12 protein-coding genes are annotated in these 17,741 nt (G+C 72.3%); 3 read left to right on the forward strand and 9 right to left on the reverse strand.

Features of this window, described 5'->3' with window-relative positions; all coding sequences use genetic code 11:
* Nucleotides 1-76: 76 nt before the first annotated feature.
* Nucleotides 77-1,411: a PspC domain-containing protein gene (locus ACIOEW_RS11375; protein WP_401963383.1), complete on the forward strand. Its 1,335-nt coding sequence runs from the start codon at nt 77-79 to the stop codon at nt 1,409-1,411.
* Entirely contained in the window at nt 1,398-1,661 is a 264-nt protein-coding gene (locus tag ACIOEW_RS11380; protein WP_362546102.1) for a hypothetical protein, read from the forward strand. Before ACIOEW_RS11375 ends, ACIOEW_RS11380 begins: the two co-directional genes overlap by 14 nt.
* On the opposite strand, the gene ACIOEW_RS11385 is transcribed toward ACIOEW_RS11380, so the two are convergent.
* The 4 genes from ACIOEW_RS11385 to guaA form a co-directional block, all read right to left on the reverse strand.
* The gene (locus ACIOEW_RS11385) at nt 1,568-2,077 is read right to left on the reverse strand and encodes a DoxX family protein (protein WP_362546099.1); all 510 of its coding nucleotides are present in this window, start codon (nt 2,075-2,077) and stop codon (nt 1,568-1,570) included. The genes ACIOEW_RS11380 and ACIOEW_RS11385 overlap by 94 nt on opposite strands.
* Before the next feature lie 180 nt (nt 2,078-2,257).
* The gene (locus ACIOEW_RS11390) at nt 2,258-3,523 is read right to left on the reverse strand and encodes a hypothetical protein (protein WP_362546096.1); all 1,266 of its coding nucleotides are present in this window, start codon (nt 3,521-3,523) and stop codon (nt 2,258-2,260) included.
* Between the two features lie 126 nt (nt 3,524-3,649).
* Nucleotides 3,650-4,420, reverse strand: coding sequence for a class II aldolase/adducin family protein (locus ACIOEW_RS11395; protein WP_401963385.1), 771 nt, complete (start codon nt 4,418-4,420; stop codon nt 3,650-3,652).
* Between the two features lie 172 nt (nt 4,421-4,592).
* Nucleotides 4,593-6,179, reverse strand: coding sequence for a glutamine-hydrolyzing GMP synthase (guaA, locus tag ACIOEW_RS11400; protein ID WP_362546091.1), 1,587 nt, complete (start codon nt 6,177-6,179; stop codon nt 4,593-4,595).
* Nucleotides 6,180-6,554: 375 nt separating this feature from the next.
* Between guaA and ACIOEW_RS11405 the strand changes: the two genes are divergently transcribed.
* On the forward strand, nt 6,555-6,875 hold the full coding sequence (locus ACIOEW_RS11405; protein ID WP_362546088.1) for a chorismate mutase: 321 nt from the start codon (nt 6,555-6,557) through the stop codon (nt 6,873-6,875).
* 369 nt (nt 6,876-7,244) lie between these two features.
* Here ACIOEW_RS11405 and ACIOEW_RS11410 read toward each other — a convergent pair whose 3' ends face one another.
* The 5 genes from ACIOEW_RS11410 to ACIOEW_RS11430 all read right to left on the reverse strand — a co-directional run bounded on the left by ACIOEW_RS11410 (nt 7,245) and on the right by ACIOEW_RS11430 (nt 17,633).
* Nucleotides 7,245-8,996, reverse strand: coding sequence for a peptidase (locus ACIOEW_RS11410; protein WP_401963386.1), 1,752 nt, complete (start codon nt 8,994-8,996; stop codon nt 7,245-7,247).
* 318 nt (nt 8,997-9,314) lie between these two features.
* Nucleotides 9,315-11,150: a GMC family oxidoreductase gene (locus tag ACIOEW_RS11415; RefSeq protein WP_362546082.1), complete on the reverse strand. Its 1,836-nt coding sequence runs from the start codon at nt 11,148-11,150 to the stop codon at nt 9,315-9,317.
* A gap of 62 nt (nt 11,151-11,212) precedes the next feature.
* On the reverse strand, nt 11,213-12,841 hold the full coding sequence (locus ACIOEW_RS11420) for a succinic semialdehyde dehydrogenase (protein ID WP_362546079.1): 1,629 nt from the start codon (nt 12,839-12,841) through the stop codon (nt 11,213-11,215).
* A 217-nt stretch (nt 12,842-13,058) separates the two neighbouring features.
* Nucleotides 13,059-14,735, reverse strand: coding sequence for a serine/threonine-protein kinase (locus tag ACIOEW_RS11425; RefSeq protein WP_401963388.1), 1,677 nt, complete (start codon nt 14,733-14,735; stop codon nt 13,059-13,061).
* 132 nt (nt 14,736-14,867) lie between these two features.
* Complete coding sequence (locus ACIOEW_RS11430; RefSeq protein WP_401963390.1) at nt 14,868-17,633, reverse strand: protein kinase; 2,766 nt, start codon at nt 17,631-17,633, stop codon at nt 14,868-14,870.
* Nucleotides 17,634-17,741 lie beyond the last annotated feature (108 nt).

Here is a 17,741-nt window from a genome sequence, read left to right on the forward strand (position 1 = left end):
CGGCCGGGCCAATATCAGGGACGGGCCAGGGTCGGGGCGGGTGCCGGAAGCGGCCGGCGGCCGTCACCATGGAGCCATGACCGTTCCCCAGGATGCGCCGCCCGGCGTCGTACCGCCCCCCGGCGTCGTACCGCCCCCCGGGCCCGTGCCGCAGCTGCACCGCGTCTCGCGGCAGAAGGTGGTGGCCGGGGTGTGCGGCGGGCTCGGCCGGTACTGCAACGTCGATCCGGTGATCTTCCGGATCGTACTCGGCGTGCTCTCCGTGACCGGCGGCATCGGACTGATCTTCTACGGCTTCGCGTGGCTGCTGATCCCGCTGGAGGGCGAGGAGGAGAACGAGGCGCGCCGGCTGCTGTCGGGCCGGGTCGAGGGGTCGTCGCTGGTCGCGGCGTTGTGCGCGCTGATCGGCTGCGGTCTGTTCCTGTCCATGCTGGGCAACAGCGGCACGCTGGCGTTCTCCGCGATGCTCTCGCTCGCGGTCATCGGCTTCACCGTCTGGACGCAGCACCGCAGGACGGCCGATCCGCAGGAGCGGACGCATCCGGCGGCCGAGCGGGCGGTATCGGACGCGCCGCCCGAGGTGAAGGCGCCGCCGACGCCGTCCGGCCCGTCCTGGTGGCGCGACCCGATCGTCAAGGACGGGACCACGGGGCCGGCCGGTGCGGGCTATCTGTGGGGACCGCCGGACGCCGTTCTCGACGGCCGGGCGGAGGGTGCGCCCCGGACGGCGGCCGACGCCGCGTTCCGCCCGCCGCAGCGGTCGCGGGAGGTCCGGGGGCCTCGGTCGATCGGCGGTGCCGTCTTCGTCAACGCGATGATCGCGGGCGGTCTGGGCTCGGGCCTGAGCTGGGACTCCCACCCGCTCGGCACGAGTCTGCAGATCGGGCTGGCCGCCGCGCTCGCGGTGTTCGGGCTGGGGATGCTGATCAGCGCCTTCGCCGGCCGGACCGGTTTCGGCACGCTCCTGCTGGCGATGATCACGGCCGGACTGCTCGCGGGGGCGTCGGTCCTGCCCAAGGACATCACCACCGACTGGGCGCGCAAGGAGTGGCGGCCCGCTTCGGCCACCGCGGTGCAGCCGCGGTACCAACTGGGCTCCGGGGAGGCGAAGCTGGACCTCACCCGGGTCGCCGTACCCGCGGGTGACACGGTCAGGACCGAGGTGGGGCTCGGTGCCGGCCGGATCGTCGTGCGGGTGCCGAAGGCGGTCACCGTGAAGGTGTACGCGCGAGCCGGCCTCGGCGACATCGCGCTGACGGCCGACCGGCGCCAGGACGATGTGGACATCCGGCTCTCGCAGAACGAGCACCGGACACTGCCGCCGGCCGAGGGCAGCAAGCCGGCCGGCACGGTCGAGCTCGATCTGGAAGTCGGCATCGGACAGGTGGAGGTCACCCGTGCTGCGTCATGAGTTCCGGCCCGGACGGGCCGTAGCCGGCCTGGTGATGCTGGCGCTGGCCGCCGGCTACGCGGCCGACGCGGCGGACCTGTGGAACGCCCCGTGGGTCTTCTTCGTCCCGCTCTTCGTGGGCGGCCTGTGGCTGGCCGCCACCGTGACGTGGGTCGCCTACCGGATCCGGCGCCGCCGGGTCGCAAGGAAGGCGTCCACGGAGAACGACGCGGCCCCGCCGAGCAGCAGCGGCAGCCAGGCCATGAGGTAGATCAGGTCGTTGCCGAGGTAGTACGGCGAGACCTGCCAGCTGACGGTGAGCCACAGGCTGAGCGAGATCAGCGCCCCGCCGAGTGCCGCGATCCGCGTCCACAGGCCCAGCAGCGTGCCGATGCCGACGGCGAGTTCGCCGAAGGCGATGGCGTATCCGAAGCCGGACGGGCTTTTCAGCGCGAGGTCGACGAGGGCCGGGATCGCGGAGGAGTCGCGGACGGCCGTCATCTGCTCGCCGATCGAACCGGTTCCCGTGGCGTGGAAGAAGGCGCTGTCGGTCAGTTTGTCGAGCGCGGCGTAGATGAAGGTGACCCCGAGGAAGATCCGCAAGGGCAGCAGGGCGTGCTCCCGCGCCAGCTCCCCCAGGCTCCTGGCCTCGCCCAGACCGCGCCCGTTCGTGCCGTACCCGTGCATGGTTCTCCCGCCTTCCGCAGCCTCTGCCGCCGGACCGCCGGGTCCGTCAACAGAGCCGTTCGACCCTCGCCGGACCGTTCGATCCGTCACCAGACCATACGTACGTCCCGAACGCCCGGCTCACCAGGTGCGCGGTCGAGTTCATCGTGCTTCGGTACCACGGCGGCGCGGCCGCCCGGGTCAGTCGGTCACGTCGATCGCGACGCGGTTCGACTCCGCCCCGGACGCGGTCACCACCTGCACCTCGACCACCCCCGGCTCCACCTCCACCGGCACCGGCACGGTCAGCACGGTGTCGGTCGGGTTGGCGAAGCCACCGGTGACCGGGACCATCGGCACGTGTACGTGGACGGGGCCGATCCGCACGACCATGCGGGCCAGCCGGTCCGGGGCCCCGGCGCCGGGCGGCACGAACCCCGCGCCGCGGATCTCGATGTCGTCGCCGGTACGGATCGGCGCGTCCAGGTCGCCCGCCTCACGGGCCCGGACCACGGACAGCACCACGGGCCGGCCGCCCTCGGTGTACTTCCCGGCGAAGTAGGTGGCCGCCGAGACGGCCACCAGCAGGGCGAGCCCCCACGGCAGGTCGGGCAGCTGCTCGGGGCGGCGGGCGAGCCGGACCGCGGCGAAGACGACGGCGACGGTGGACACCAGCACGTACTGCACATCGGTGAACCCGCCGCGCCCCGAGTCGTCGGTCAGCAGGTCGGCGGCGCGCGGCCGGTCCGCCCGCAGCTTCTGCAGCCGCCCGGACAGCACCCGTACGCTCACCACCCGCCGGACGACCACCGCGATGGCGCACACCAGCGCCAGCACGGTCACCACCCCGGCGCCGCGCGCCAGGTCCAGGCCCTCGATCAGCGCGTCGCGCTGTGCGTGGCCGGAGGCGCCCGCCAGTTGGAGGGCGAGGACGAGTACGGAGAAGACGGCGAGCAGCACCCAGGAAGCGGCGACCGCACGGGAGGTCGAGAGCCGGTTGTCCTCGCCGATCAGCGGGGCGAGGAGGCCGCCGCGCGCCCGGTGGACATGGGCGGCCGCGGTGAGCAGTCCCGCGGTGACGAGTCCGGCGACCAGGCCGGCGGTGCGGGCGTGGGTCCAGCCGGCCCCGATGGCGGTGGCGGCCTCGGCGACGGCCAGTACGGCGACGGCGCCCCAGACGATGACCAGGGTGCGCTGCCACACCCGGTAGAGCCAGGCGTCACCGGCCTCGCGGCCGCGGTCGGCGACAGCGCGCGCGGACTGGGTCAGCTCGTCCGAGACCCACTGCCTGGTCGCGGAGGGCGACTGGGCGACCCCGGCGGGAAGCCCCTGGCCTGCGGCGAGTTCGTCCCGTTTGGCCAGGAAGGCGGCCACCGCGCGCCGGTGTCCCTGGCGTGCTCCGTGCGGGCAGTCGCCACACGTGCAGCCACCGCCGTGCGTGCTCTGTCTCGCCTCGTCCAACGCCACGGAGAACGCCGCCCTTTCCCGCCCCGGTACAGCCGTTGATCAACCCAACTCGGCTGTGATTGCTGCGAATTGTGCCGTACGGTGCGGGAGGTTCCCGCATCGGGGCACACCGGGCGGGTGGGATCGTCAGAATGTTCGAGAGATCCGGCTCCACAGCGGCTGGTAGTTGATCCAGGCGACCAGGTCGCTGCCGAGCTGTTCGCGGGTGGTGACCGCGTCCCGGTGTTCGATCAGCACCGGCTTCCCGGCAGCCCGCGCGGCCAGCTGCACCTGACAGGACCGCTCCAGCGCGAGGAACCACCAGGCGGCCGCGTCCACCGAGTCGCCCACGGTCAGCAGCCCGTGGTTGCGCAGCACGATGGCCTTGCGCGCCCCGAGCGCGGCCGCGATCCGGCGCCCCTCCTCCTCGTCCACGACGACCCCGGTGTACGCGTCGTACAGCGCGTGGTCCTCGTAGAAGGCGCAGGCCTCCTGGGTGATCGGCTCGAGAAGTTCCCCCAGCGCGGCCAGCGCCCTGCCGTGCACGGAGTGGGTGTGCGCGACCGCGACGACGTCGGGGCGGGCCCGGTGCACCTGCGCGTGGACGGCGAACGCCGCCTGGTTGACGTGCCGGCTCCCCTCGACGACCTGGCCCTCACCGTTCACCAGGATCAGCTCGTCCGGCCGCAGCCCGTCGAAGGGGGCACCGAAGGGGTTGACCCAGTAGCAGTCGCCGAACTCCGGGTCGCGCGCCGTGATGTGTCCGGAGACGCCGTCCTCGTACCCGTACTCCCCGAACAGACGCAGCGCCCCGGCCAGGCGTTCCTTGCGATGGGCGCGCTCCTCCTCCACGGAGGCGTGGACGGGCGGCATGGCGAAGCGGAGCTGGTCCACGGGTACGGGTGTGGGCTCGGGCATGGCGACTCCTCAGGACTCCCGGGCGTACGGGATCAGGCGTACGGGATCGGAAGTTACCGCCGGTCGCCGCAGGTGGCCAGAGGTATCGGCCATCGATTCGGAGCCGGGGACGCGGCGATGCCGCCGCCCGTGGGAACGGACGGCGGCATCGGCACGAGCGGTGAGGGGAGGATCACTCCCACTCGATGGTGCCCGGGGGCTTGCTCGTCACGTCGAGCACGACGCGGTTGACGTCGGCGACCTCGTTGGTGATGCGAGTGGAGATCTTGGCGAGGGTCTCGTACGGCAGCCGCGACCAGTCCGCCGTCATGGCGTCCTCGGAGGAGACCGGGCGCAGCACGATCGGGTGACCGTAGGTGCGGCCGTCGCCCTGGACGCCGACGCTGCGGACGTCCGCGAGCAGGACCACCGGGCACTGCCAGATGTCACGGTCCAGGCCGGCCGCCGTCAGCTCCTCGCGGGCGATGGCGTCGGCCTCGCGGAGCAGGTCGAGCCGCTCCTTGGTGACCTCTCCGACGATCCGGATGCCGAGGCCGGGGCCGGGGAAGGGCTGGCGCTGGACGATCTCCTCCGGCAGGCCGAGCTCCTGGCCGACCATCCGGACCTCGTCCTTGAACAGCTGGCGCAGCGGCTCGACGAGCTGGAACTCGATGTCGTCGGGCAGCCCGCCCACGTTGTGGTGCGACTTGATGTTGGCGGTGCCGGTGCCGCCGCCGGACTCGACGACGTCCGGGTAGAGCGTGCCCTGGACGAGGAAGGCGACCTCGGGGCCTTCCTCCTGGAGGATCTCCAGCTGGGCCTGCTCGAAGACGCGGATGAACTCGCGGCCGATGATCTTCCGCTTCTGCTCCGGGTCGGACACACCGGCCAGGGCGTCGAGGAAGCGCTTCTCCGCGTCGACGACCTTCAGCTTCGCGCCGGTCGCGGCGACGAAGTCCTTCTCGACCTGCTCGGTCTCGCCCTTGCGCATCAGCCCGTGGTCGACGTACACACAGGTCAGCTGGGAGCCGATGGCCTTCTGCACGAGGGCCGCCGCGACCGCCGAGTCCACGCCGCCGGACAGACCGCAGATGGCGCGCTTGTCGCCGACCTGCTCGCGGATGAGGGCGATCTGCTCCTCGACGACGTTGGTGGTCGTCCAGTTCGGCTCGATGCCGGCGCCACGGTAGAGGAAGTGCTCCAGGACCTGCTGGCCGTGCGTGGAGTGCAGGACCTCCGGGTGGTACTGGACGCCGTAGAGCTTCTTCTCGTCGTTCTCGAAGGCGGCGACCGGGACGACGTCCGTGGACGCGGTGACGGTGAAGCCCTCGGGGGCGGCGGAGCAGGCGTCGCCGTGCGACATCCACACCGACTGCTCGTCCGGGGTGCCCTCGAAGAGGGTGGAGCCGGACTTGGAGACGGCGAGCGCGGTGCGGCCGTACTCACGGGCACCGTTGTCGTCGACGGTGCCGCCGAGCGTCGTGGCCATCAGCTGGAAGCCGTAGCACATGCCGAAGACGGGGACCCCGGCCTCGAACAGCGCGCGGTCGAGCGAGGGCGCGCCCTCGGCGTACACGGACGAGGGTCCGCCGGACAGGATGATCGCCCGGGGGTTCTTGGCCAGCATCTCGGCCACCGGCATCGTGGACGGCACGATCTCGCTGTAGACCCGGGCCTCACGGACCCGTCGGGCGATGAGCTGGGCGTACTGCGCGCCGAAGTCGACAACGAGGACCACGTCGGTGGTGGTGTCGGGGGCGGCGGGGGGTGCTGCTGGCACGGGGGCGGCCTTCCGGCGGTGGAGAGGGGGTCGGTTCTTCCGATTCTACCGGCGGCCGGGGGCATCCCTCGTCGCAGCGGTTACGGGCCGGGGGCATCCCTCGTCGCACCGGCGCCCGGGGGACGGACACGCGGCCGTCTCACCATCCGGGCCGGGCGTTGGCCCGGGCCCGCCACCGGGGCCATACTGTCCCCCATGCGTCAGCACACGACCTTCGTCTTTACCTATGGCACCCGGCCCGCCGGCTGCCATGGTCGTGCTGCTTGAGCAACTGACAAGCAACGTTCCAGGCGCCCCGGGCCGACAGGCCCGGGGCGTTCTGGCGTTCCGGGCCCGGTCGGCCCCGGGGGGCCGCACCCCACCGGGAGACCCGCCATGAGCAGCACCGCAACCGCCAGGCCCGCCACCCCCGCCAAGACCCCCACCGAGGTCACCGGCGCGCACACCGACGAGGCCGCGTCCCTGATCGCGGACGCCCGGGGGCGCATCGACGCCCTCGACGACCGGATCATCGGCCTCGTCCAGGAACGGATGGCGGTCTCCACGGTCATCCAGGAGGCCCGGATCACCTCCGGCGGCCGCAGGGTCAACCTCTCCCGCGAGATGGAGATCCTGGGCCAGTACCGGGACGCGCTGGGCAAGCCCGGCACCTCCCTCGCGATGACCCTGCTGGAGCTGTGCCGCGGCCGCGTGTGACGCACCGCAGGTCAGGCGCCCCAAGGGTGGGCAGGGCTGTAAGGGCGTATCCCAGTTCGGGCGGACTCTCACCCGTACGGCGCGTGACCGGGCCCCGCACGGCTTCGTTGGTCCCGGTGTCCGTGCCAGCCAGGGGCGGCTTTGGAAGAAGAAACCACGCGTGGCTCCGCCGTGGCGTGTGGCGTACTGCATGTACGCCGTGGGACCGCGCACCGGCGTGCGTGACCGGTCGGCAGGGGACAGCAGCCCGGTCACTCGGAGAGACCGCTCGCCGGTCTCTTCACGAACGGCCGACTCCGGGGACGCCCGGAGCCGGCCGTTCTCTGTCCGGAACACCGGCCCTCGGGGGGCAGGTGTCCGGATCGGGTTTCAGCGGGTCACGTGACGGCGGCGGGACACCGTGCAGAGGACACCGCCCGCGGCCAGGGCGACGAGAGCCGCGCCGCCCGTCATCAGCGCGGCGGAGCCGGTGGAGGCGAGACCGCCCCCGGTGGTGGTGCCACTGGCGGAACCGCCGCCGGTGGTGGTGCCTGTCGAGGACGAGCCGGTCGAACCGCCGGAGCCGCCGGCCGTGCCGCCGCTGTCCGGGGATCCCCCGGTGGAACCGCCGGTGGCGGCGGATCCGCCCGAGCCCGAGGTACCTCCGCCGGTGGTGGAGCCGGTGCCGCCCGAACCCGAGTCCTTGCCGTTCAGCACCAGGGACGCGGTGTTGTTGGCGGGCTTCGGGTCGAAGGGCAGGGCGGGGTCGGCGAGGTGGGTGTTGCGGACCAGGACCTTGCCGGACGCCCCCGCGACCACCTTGTCGATCTTCAGCTCGAACGGAAGGGCGAAGTCGGCGTCCTCCCGGACGGACATCGGCGTGGAGCAGAAGTAGCGCGGGGCGGCCTTCTGGTTCTCGCGGTACTCACCTGCCGCGGTCACACCACGGCAGAACGCGGGCTTGCCGATGACCGTGGCGCCCTCGGGCACGGTGATGTCCACCGTGGCGACGTTCTCGCCGGAGCGGATGTACCCGACCCACGCGGGCCCCCGGTTACGGAATCCGACCGTCACCTCGACCGTGTCGCCGGCGGCGCCCCCGGCCCGTGCCCCGTACGCCGCGAAGTCGGCGCTGTTGGAGGTCCGGAAGTCGACGTCCTGCTGGTTGTCGCCCGGCTCGATGTCGGCCGAACGCGTCGTCGGGGCCTTGCGCAGGGTCAGCGTGGCGCCCTCGCCGGAGCTGTACCGCGCACCGGCCCGCCCCGCGGTGCGGGCGGCGGAGCCGTCCTCCGTGATGCCGTAGATGAAGGAGTCGTAGAACGCGCGCGTGGTGGCCTCGATGGTGGGCGGCTCGGCCAGCGTGTACGTGGCGCCCGGTTCGTAGCTGCCGTCGAAGGAGCACAGGGCGGTGGTCCAGGCGCCGGGGCTGCCCATGCCCAGATCGGCCTCGCTGTACTCGCAGTTCTGGTACCGCTCCGTGAACGCCATGCCGCGGGTGTGCCGCAGGGTGAGCAGCACGCCCTCGGCCGCGCGGGTGCCGTTGTTCGTGAAGGTGATGGGCACCGGCTGGCTGTCGCCGGGCTTGAGCTTCGTCTTGAAGGGGAGCCGCTTCATCGACAGGTCGGGCCCGCCGATGCCGACGTGGGCGGAGAAGGGCCGGAAGGTGATTCCCTGCGCCTCCGCGGTGACCTCGATGGTGCCGGCGTCACCGTCCTTGCTGCCCTTCGCCGCGGTGAGCTCGAGGTCGGCGAAGGTGCTCAGGCCCGGGAAGACGCCCCAGTCGGTGCAGACAGCGGTCGTCCCGGTGGTCCGGCAGTCGGCGCTGCCTTCCTTGCTGAACGACACGTCCGCGACACCGGCGATCCCGCTGAGGTCGAAGCGGACGGTGTACTCGTCGGCGAAGGTCCCGTTCTCCTCGTCCAGGGACGGGTTGTTGACCGTGAAGCCGAGGGTGGCCTTCTGCGGGGTGCCCGTGGCCGGGTACGGGTGCAGGGCTGTCTCGGCGGGGCCGCCGAGGGTGAACTCGGGGACCGCGGCCTGCGCCGGGGTGTTCAGGGCGAGAGCGGCGGCGGCCAGAAGGCCTGCTGCGGCGAAACCTCCGGTGACACGACGGAGAGCTGCTCTCGGGGGCGTGCTTCTCATCTCGGGCCCTTGTGGTCGTCGGTAGCTGTGTGACCGCTGTGACAGCGGTATGGGTACGACCAGGGGCCTGCGGGAATAGTTGCGCGCGCTCCGATCACGAATCGGGTACGTCGCGGGGCGTGACCGACCTCACACCGGAATGTCGTCCTCCTTGGGACAACCATCAGGGCGTCCTACAGGTCATTCATGCGGAACCACCGGTCACATCCGTAACACGGCTTCACCGGTAGAGCGTGAGGGGCTGCACTCGGAGGGGGGTGCAGCCCCTTCTGCTGTCCGGACCGGCCCGACCAGTCCGCCCGGTCCGACCGGTCCGCCCTACTCCGCCTTCGTGGTCTTCTTCGGCGGCACCGCCGGCATCCCCAGGAACGGCAGCCTCAGCGCGCCGAACGCCTCCTTCGGGACGGCCGGCGCCTGCGGTTCGACCGCCGACAGCCGTTCGTACGCCTCGCCCGGCGCCGGGCGCAGGTCCTGCTCGCCCTTGTTGGGCCAGAAGGACATGGCCCGCTCCGCCTGCGCGGTGATCGTCAGCGACGGGTTGACGCCGAGGTTGGCGGAGACCGCGGAACCGTCGACGACCGAGATGCCCGGGTGGCCGAACAGCCGGTGGTACGGGTCGATGACCCCCTCCTCGGCAGTCGCGCCGATCGGGCAGCCGCCGAGGAAGTGCGCGGTGAGCGGGGTGCCCATCAGCTCGCCGATGTTGGAGCCCGCGAAGCCGTTGATCTCGGCGGCGAGCAGCGTCGCGCTCTGCGTCGCCTCGGCGATCTGCGTCGGGTTGGGCGCGCCGTGGCCCTGGCGGGCGGTGAGCAGCCCCTTCCCGATGCCGCGGGGCTTGCGGTACGCGGTCAGGGAGTTGTCCAGCGACTGCATGACGAGCCCGATGATGGTCCGCTCCGACCAGCGCCGGTTGGAGAGCGATCGCAGGGCGAGCGTCGGGTGCTTGGCCATGCTGCCGATCCAGCCCAGCACCCGGTGGGTGCCGTACGGGACCTGGAGGATGGTCATGCCGCCCATCGCGTTGGATCCCTTGCCGTAGCGGACCGGTTCGATGTGCGTGTTCTCGTCGGGGTGGATCGACGAGGTGATGGCCACACCCCTGGTGAAATCGGCCTTGGTGCCGTGCTTCTTGCGGTAGCGGCGGTCGGAGGTCTGCGCGCCGACGAGGCCTTCGGAGTTGGTCCGGGTCAGCTCGCCGAGGCGGGCCGAGAGACGGGGCAGCTGTCCCTGGTCCTTCATGGTGTGCAGCAGGGTCTGGGTGCCGTACGTGCCCGCCGCCACGACCACCTTGCGGGCGCGCAGCACGGTGGGCTTCGCCTTCCTGCGGCGGTCGGTCGGCACGGTGGAGACGAAGTGGCCGCCCGCCGGGTCGTCCGTGATCCCGACGACGGACGTCATCGGGTGGATGACCGCACCGGCCTTCTCGGCGAGGTGGAGGTAGTTCTCGTTGAGGGTGTTCTTCGCCCCGTGGCGGCAGCCGGTCATGCACTCGCCGCACTCGGTGCAGGCCTTGCGGGCCGGGCCGGCGCCGCCGAAGTACGGGTCGGCGACCGTGCCGCCGGGCTTCGTCCTCGCCGTACCGTCGGCGTCCTTGCCGTCGCCGAAGAAGACGCCGACCGGGGCGAGATGGAAGGTGTCACCGACGCCCATGACCTCGGCGGTCGCCTTCAGATGGACGTCGGAGGGCGTCATCGTCGGGTTGAGCCGGACCCCGAGCATCCGCGTGGCCTGGTCGTAGTACGGCTTCAGCTCGTCCTGCCAGTCGGTGATGTGCGCCCACTGCCGGTCCTCGAAGAACGGCTTCGGGGGCACGTACAGCGTGTTGGCGTAGTTGAGCGAGCCGCCGCCGACCCCGGCACCGGCCAGCACCATCACCTTGCCGAGCAGGTGAACGCGCTGGATGCCGAAGAGGCCGAGGGCGGGGGCCCAGAGGTAGTTCTTCAGATCCCAGGAGTTCTTGGGGAGGGTGCCGGGCGTGAACCGCCGGCCGGCCTCCAGGACGCCGACCCGGTACCCCTTCTCGGTCAGCCGCAGCGCCGACACCGCGCCGCCGAAGCCCGAACCGACGATCAGGACGTCGTAGTCGTACGCGGCGTCGTCATCGGCTCCTTCCGGGTCCACGGACTGATTCCGGGCAGGGCTGACCTGGGACATGGCTCTCCTCGGTGCGGTACGAGAAACCTGGGCGGGAAGGGAAGGGGCGATGGGCGGGCCGGTCAGCGCAGGCGGAAGGACTTCATCGCCTTGAGGCTGCGGGTCATGAACGCCGCGTGCTTCGCGTCGTCCATCCCGAAGGACGGGGCGAGCGGGATCAGCCGCTGCTGGGCGACGGTCTGGGCCTCGGTGTACTTGAGGATGCCCTCGGAGCCGTGGCGGCGGCCGAGACCGGATTCCTTCATGCCGCCCATCGGGGACTGCACGCTGCCGTACGCGGGGGCGTAGCCCTCGTTGATGTTGACCGTGCCGGTCCGCAGCCGGGCGGCGACCTGGTGGCCGCGCCTGCCGTCCTTGGTCCAGACGCTCGAGTTGAGGCCGTACGGGGTGGCGTTGGCGAGGTCGATGACCTCGTCCTCGTCGCTGAAGCGGTAGACCGAGACGACCGGTCCGAAGGTCTCCTCGCTGCACACGGCCATCGGGGCCTCGACGCCGTCGAGGATGGTCGGCTCGTAGAACAGCGGGCCGATGTCGGGGCGGGCGACGCCGCCGGCGACGAGCTTGGCGCCCTTCTCGACGGCCTCGGCGACGTGCCGGCTGACGGTCTCCAGCTGGCGCTCGCCGACGAGCGAACCCATGTCGGCGCCGTACGCGAGGGAGTTCCCGAGCCGCATCGCCTTCGTACGGGCGGCGAACCGGGCCACGAAGTCGTCGGCGATCGACTCGTGGACGTACAGCCGCTCGATGGAGATGCAGAGCTGGCCGGCGGAGGAGAAGCAGGCGCGGACGGCGCCGGCGGCGGCCTTCTCCACGTCGGCGTCCTTCAGGACCAGCATCGCGTTCTTGCCGCCGAGCTCCAGCGAGACGCCGACGAGCCGGGCCGCAGCGCCCTGGGCGACCTCGCGGCCGGTGCGGGTGGAGCCGGTGAACGAGACGTAGTCGGCGTGCTTGACGACCTCGGGGCCGACGACGGGGCCGTCACCGAGCACGACCTGGAAGACCTCGGCCGGAAGACCTGCCTCGATGAGCAGGTCGCGGGCCCACAGCGCGGTCAGCGCGGTCTCCGTGTCCGGCTTCATCACCACGGCGTTGCCGGAGACGAACGCGGGCAGCGCGTCGCCGACGGACAGCTCGAACGGGTAGTTCCACGGCGCGATCTGACCGACGACACCGCGGGGCTGGCGCAGCTCGGTGACCTTGGTGAGGGTCGGTACGACACCGGTGTGCCGCTTCGGCTTCAGATACGCCCCGGCCTTGCGGCCGTAGTGCCGGGCGGCGACGGCGACCGCCTGCACCTCCTCGTGGGCGTGCAGCCGGGCCTTGCCGGTCTCCAGCTGGATGAGGTCGAGGACCTCCGACTGACGGTCCAGGACGAGGTCGTGGAAGCGCAGCAGCACGGCGGCCCTGGCCCGGACCGGTGTCGCGGCCCAGGCGGGCTGGGCGGCGCGGGCCCGCTCATAGGCGGTCGCCACGTCCTCGGGGGTGGACTCGGGCAGGTCGGCCAGCTTCTCGCCGGTGAAGGGGGTGTGGTTGGCCGTACGGCCGGAGCCGACGACGCCACGGGTCAGCTGGGCGATCACCTCGGGCGTCACGACATCGGCGGCCGTGCGCACGCCCGCGGGCGCTGCGGCCACCGGGTTGGTGCCGACAACCGCGGCGGAGGTGGACGTGGAGGCCTGCGAGTCCGTCATGAGGGCGAGAGTACGTCGAGCCGGATGCTTTGGGTACCCGTGGGTAACAGCTTTTCACAGTCCCCACAACAGCCCTCCGATGCCCCCCGCCAATCGAGCCAGCGATCACTGGCTGAATAACCGCTGATCAGGGGCTATCTTCCGCTCCCCGCTCCGGAGGAGTGAATCTTGAGCCCTTCCGCCGGCTGCCCGGAAATCTCCTGCCCGTCCCGCGGGATCAGCCGGCGTCGGCCGGCGCGCGCCAGCTGCGCAGCATCGTGTTGAACCGGTCCCGGGTGATGTCCCAGTCGCCCTCCGGCCCCGTCATGTACAGCGCGTACTCCGGGCCGCCCTCCCGCGCGTAGTACATCTGGTCGATGGCGTGCCGCGGTCCGGCGCCGTCCTTCTCGGTCCAGGTGAACTCCCAGATGGATCCGGGGCGGTCGCGGTAGACGTTGCTGTTCATCTCCAGGCTCCGGTAGTCCGGCAGCCGCTCGCGCAGACTCGTCTCCAGGTTCTGCATGTGCGTGTACGGGTGCTCGAAGTCGGGTGCCGGGTCGACGCTGACGCGGAGGTAGTGCACACCGTCGTCCGGGGTGTAGTCGATGTTGGTGCCCTCCACCCGGCGCTCCCAGCCGATCGGCATGAGGATGCTGAACCCGGAGGGGTCCTCCACCCGTCGCCAGCCGTCCGGCACGCCCCCCTTCGCCGGGTCCGGCGTGGGTGTCGGTGTGGGGGTGGGCGTGGCGGTGGCCGGCCCCGGCGACCGGGTGCCGTGGGATGCCGTGCCGCCGCTCCCGGTGTTCGCGTCCGAGCGGTTCGCGTACAGCATCGCGGCGATGCCCGCGCCGCCGCCCACCAGTGCCGCCAGGGCGATGACCACGACCGTCGTGCGCCACCGGCCACGGCTGCGCCGGGTGACCGGCACGGAGCCGGGGGCCGGGGCGGGCTCGGAGTAGGGCAGTTGGGCCGTGCCGCCGTGCGGGATCCCGCCGCCGGAGGTGCCGTCGGCGCCCATGGAGCGCAGCACCTCCTCGGGGACCCGCTGGGTGGGGACGTACGCCTGGGCCGACCGGGGCTCGCGCCCCTCCATGGCCTCCAGCAGCATCCGTTCCGTCTCCGCGGCCGACGGCCGGTCCTCGGGTTCCTTGCGGAGCAGAGCCGTGATGACAGGGGCGAGCGCCCCGGCCCTGCCGGGCACCGGCGGGTCCTCGGTCACCACGGCCTGCATCGTCGATATCGGGGAGGTACGGCGGAACGGCGAGCGTCCCTCGACCGCGGTGTACAGCGTCGCGCCCAGCGACCACAGGTCGGAGGCGGGGCCCGGGTCGCCGCCGCGGACCCGCTCGGGTGCCAGGTAGTCGATGGAGCCGACCAGTTCACCGGTCCTGGTGATGGTCGAGTCGCCCTCTATCGCCGCGATCCCGAAGTCGGTCAGCAGTACCTGGCCGTCCCGCGCGAGCAGGACGTTGCCCGGCTTCACATCGCGGTGCAGCACCCCGGCAGCGTGTGCTGCGCGCAGGGCGCTCAGCACGTGGAGCCCGATCCGGGCAGCCTCGCGCGGCTCGGTCTCGCCGGACTCCTTGATCCGGTCGGCAAGTGACGGGCCGTCGACGTACTGCATGACGATCCACGGCCGGTTGTCGTACTCGATCACGTCATGGACGGTGACCACGCCGGGGTGCGTGATGCGGGCGGCGGCGCGGGCCTCCTTCTGGGTGCGCGCGTGCAGCACCACCCGGTCCGCCTCGGCGACGTACAGCCCGGCGGTCAGCTCCTTGACGGCGACGGTGCGGTGCAGCACCTCGTCGTGGGCGCGCCAGACCTTGCCCATTCCGCCGCGTCCCAGGACTTCGCCGAGCCGGTACCTCCCGGCCAGCACCAGTCCCGTTTCCGTGCCCTGTGATCGATCCACGTGTCCCCGCCCCGTTCCTTCGGATGACAGGTTACGGAGAGGAAGTACGGCCACGGAACCTCGCATCGCTCACGAGACCGCACTGTGATGCTTGTCGCCCTGCCGGAACGCCCGCCGCCGAACGGCTTCCCTTCACTGTGTCACGCGGTAGGAGACGCTGGCCTGTTGGTAGATCTCGGTCACCTTGTCGCGCTGGTCCTCAGGGCCGATGACCTGGAGGATGTGGTAGCGGCCCTCGACGACCATCACCAGGTTGCGGACGTAGACCTCGCGGCCACCGGCCTCCCGCCAGGTGAACTGGCCCTCCGCCATGGCCTGCCGGCCGACGTCGATCCGGCGCAGACCGCTCGCCGACGCCCAGCTGGAGTCGCGGAACGGCTTCAACTCCGCTTCCTTGTCCCGCTGGTAGTCGAGCGGGTCGGCGCCGTTGGCCTTCACGGTGTCGCGGCCGGGGACGACGAGGAGGCTGAAGCCATCGCTTCCGTAACGGATCTGACCGTTCGCGTTGGCGGGGCTGCGCTGCCAGCCCTTGGGCGTCCCGACCTCGAAGCCCTCGGCGTCCCTGCGCAGGGTGTAGCCGGGTGCGAGCGCGACGGCGGAACGGCTGGTCTGCGGCTGCTGCGCGCCGGAGGAGCCCGCGGATGACGGCCCCCCGGAGTCCTGGGAGCCGGGCTCGGGCGCTCCTGACGGGGTGCGGGAGGGGTCGGCGCCGGCACCGGACTCCGTACCGGACTTGGGCATGAACATCACCGCGTACGCGACCACCGCGGCCAGGACCAGCAGGATCAGGACGAGCAGCAGCCGGCCGAGCCGGCGCGGTGCGTGCGTCCCCTCCCGCTGCGGGCGGGGCGGGGTGCGCAACGCCTTCGGGCCCTTGGGCTCGCGCGGCGGCTTGGGACTCCTGGGCTCGCGCGGCTGAAGCGTGGCCCGCTCCGCGGGTTCCAGCCGCTCCTTGGTGTGACGGTGCCGGCCGTGCGCCGCCCCGCCGCGGCGGCCGCGGCGCTTGCGGACGAGCTCGCCCCGGCGGCGTACTACGGGCAGCCGGGTGGCGTCGGCCGAGGGCAGCGTCACGACGTCGAGACCGGCCTCCGGCTCGGGCGCCGACCGCACGAGGGAGCGCAGCCAGCCGCGCAGTTCCTCGAAGTCCGGGCGCTCGGTGGGGTCCTGCCTCAGCAGCGACTCGACGACGGGCCGCAGCGGCCCGCACTCCTCGGCGAAGGCGGGCGGTTCACCGCAGACCATCTGGACGAGTTCGGCGGCGCTCTCCTCCGGATACGGGGCGTGGCCCTGTACGGCGCGGTAGAGCAGGGCGCCCAGCGCCCAGAGGTCGGTGGAGGGGCCGATGGGCGGTGCCAGCTGCCAGTTCTCGTGGACCGGACCGGCCTGCTCGGGCGCCCAGCGCTCGGTGACCGCGCCGACGACGGCGATCCGGGCCTGCCGGGCCCGCTCGGCGGCGAGGGTGGTGGCAGGGCCTCGGTACGCGGACCGGTCACGGCTTCCGGCGACGATCTCGTCCCACCGGCCCGGGGCGGTCTCGCGGGTGCTGGCGGGCAGTTGCGGGCGCACGGCCGGGGTGGTGCCCTGGCGCCGGGAGTCGGCGCGCAGTGCGTCCTCGCTGGATCCGCCCGCGGACACCGGGCGCCCGCGGCCGGGGCCGTCGTCCCAGGAACCGGTCAGGTGGAGCCGCCGGGGCGGTGCCTTGCCATCACCGTCGTCGGCGTCATCGTCGGCGGCGGCGTAGTTGCCGTTGAAGTCACCGCTGTCGAAGCCGTCGCCCTCGTCGTCGTACGGATCCTCGTCGTCGTAGAGGTCCTGGGCGTCGTACGCGGCCGGGATGCCGGGCCGGGCGAGGGGCGGCTGCGGGTGGGCGGGCCGCGGGACCGGAAGGATGCCGGTTTCCTGCGCCTCGTCCGTACCGGCCCGGCGCTCCTCCTCGCTGACTCGCGCGGCGGCGCGGGCGCCCGCACGGTATGCGGCGATGGCGCCTGCCCGCGCGGCCCGCGCCTGCGCGCTGCCGGCCTCGGATGCGGGGACGGGCACGGTGGCGGGCGGTGCGGGCGGCGGCGGCCGGCGCACGGACTCCAGCTCGCCGGCTCCGTAGGGCTGCGCCGGACCGCCCCCGGACCCCGACTCGATGGCCGCGGGCCCGCGGGAACCGGGCACCTCGGGCCGGCCGTACGGATCGGCGCCCTCGGGCTCGATCGCGGGCGGGCCGTAGGAATCGGCGCTGTCCGGCGGGGCGTACGGGCCCGTGGGCCCCGACTCGATCGCGGGGGCGCCGTAGCCGCCCTCGCCGTCGTCGTCGGTGCGCGGCACCGGAACGTACCCGCAGAGCGCTTCCTCCGCCGCCCCGGCCGCCAGGCCCGTCAGCACGACGCGTCCGTCGTCGCAGATGAGCACCGTGCGCACGGTGATGTTGCGGTGGGTCCAGCCGTGGGCGTGCAGGACGCGCAGCGCGGTCAGGACGTCGGAGCCGATCTCGGCGGCCCGGTACGGATTGAGCGGGTGCTCCGCGAGCAGGGCCGCAAGCGGCCGGGCCGCGACCAGTTCGCTCACGATCCAGAGCGATCCCGCCTCGGCGAACACGTCGAAGACCTGGTCCAGGCGCGGGTGGTCGGGCACCTGGGCCGCCGCCTGGGCGGCCTCGATGGCTCGCCGGACCGCCGGATCGGTGGACCTGCGCACCGTGCGTCCGCTCGTCCGCCGCGCCGCCGTGGGCAGCCCGTCCGCGTCGAGCACCTCGGCGTCCACGACCTCGGGCAACGGCACCTGACGGACCAGTACCTCTTGGCCGCTATAGGTGTCGAACGCCCGGGTCTCGACCAGTTCGTACTCGTCGGACGGGGGCAGCGGAAGGCGGTAGCGGTCGGCAAGTACCCGACCCGCATAGTCGTCCACGACGCCTCCCCAGAGCGCGCTGTCCCCCGGTCACGCAGACCGCACGAAGCCATCAATTGCAGTCACTTGCTGTGCAATTGACTTGTGGTTTCGGCTGCGTACGGTCTT

It is taken from the genome of Streptomyces sp. NPDC087901 (assembly GCF_044742205.1).
GTDB lineage: Bacteria > Actinomycetota > Actinomycetes > Streptomycetales > Streptomycetaceae > Streptomyces.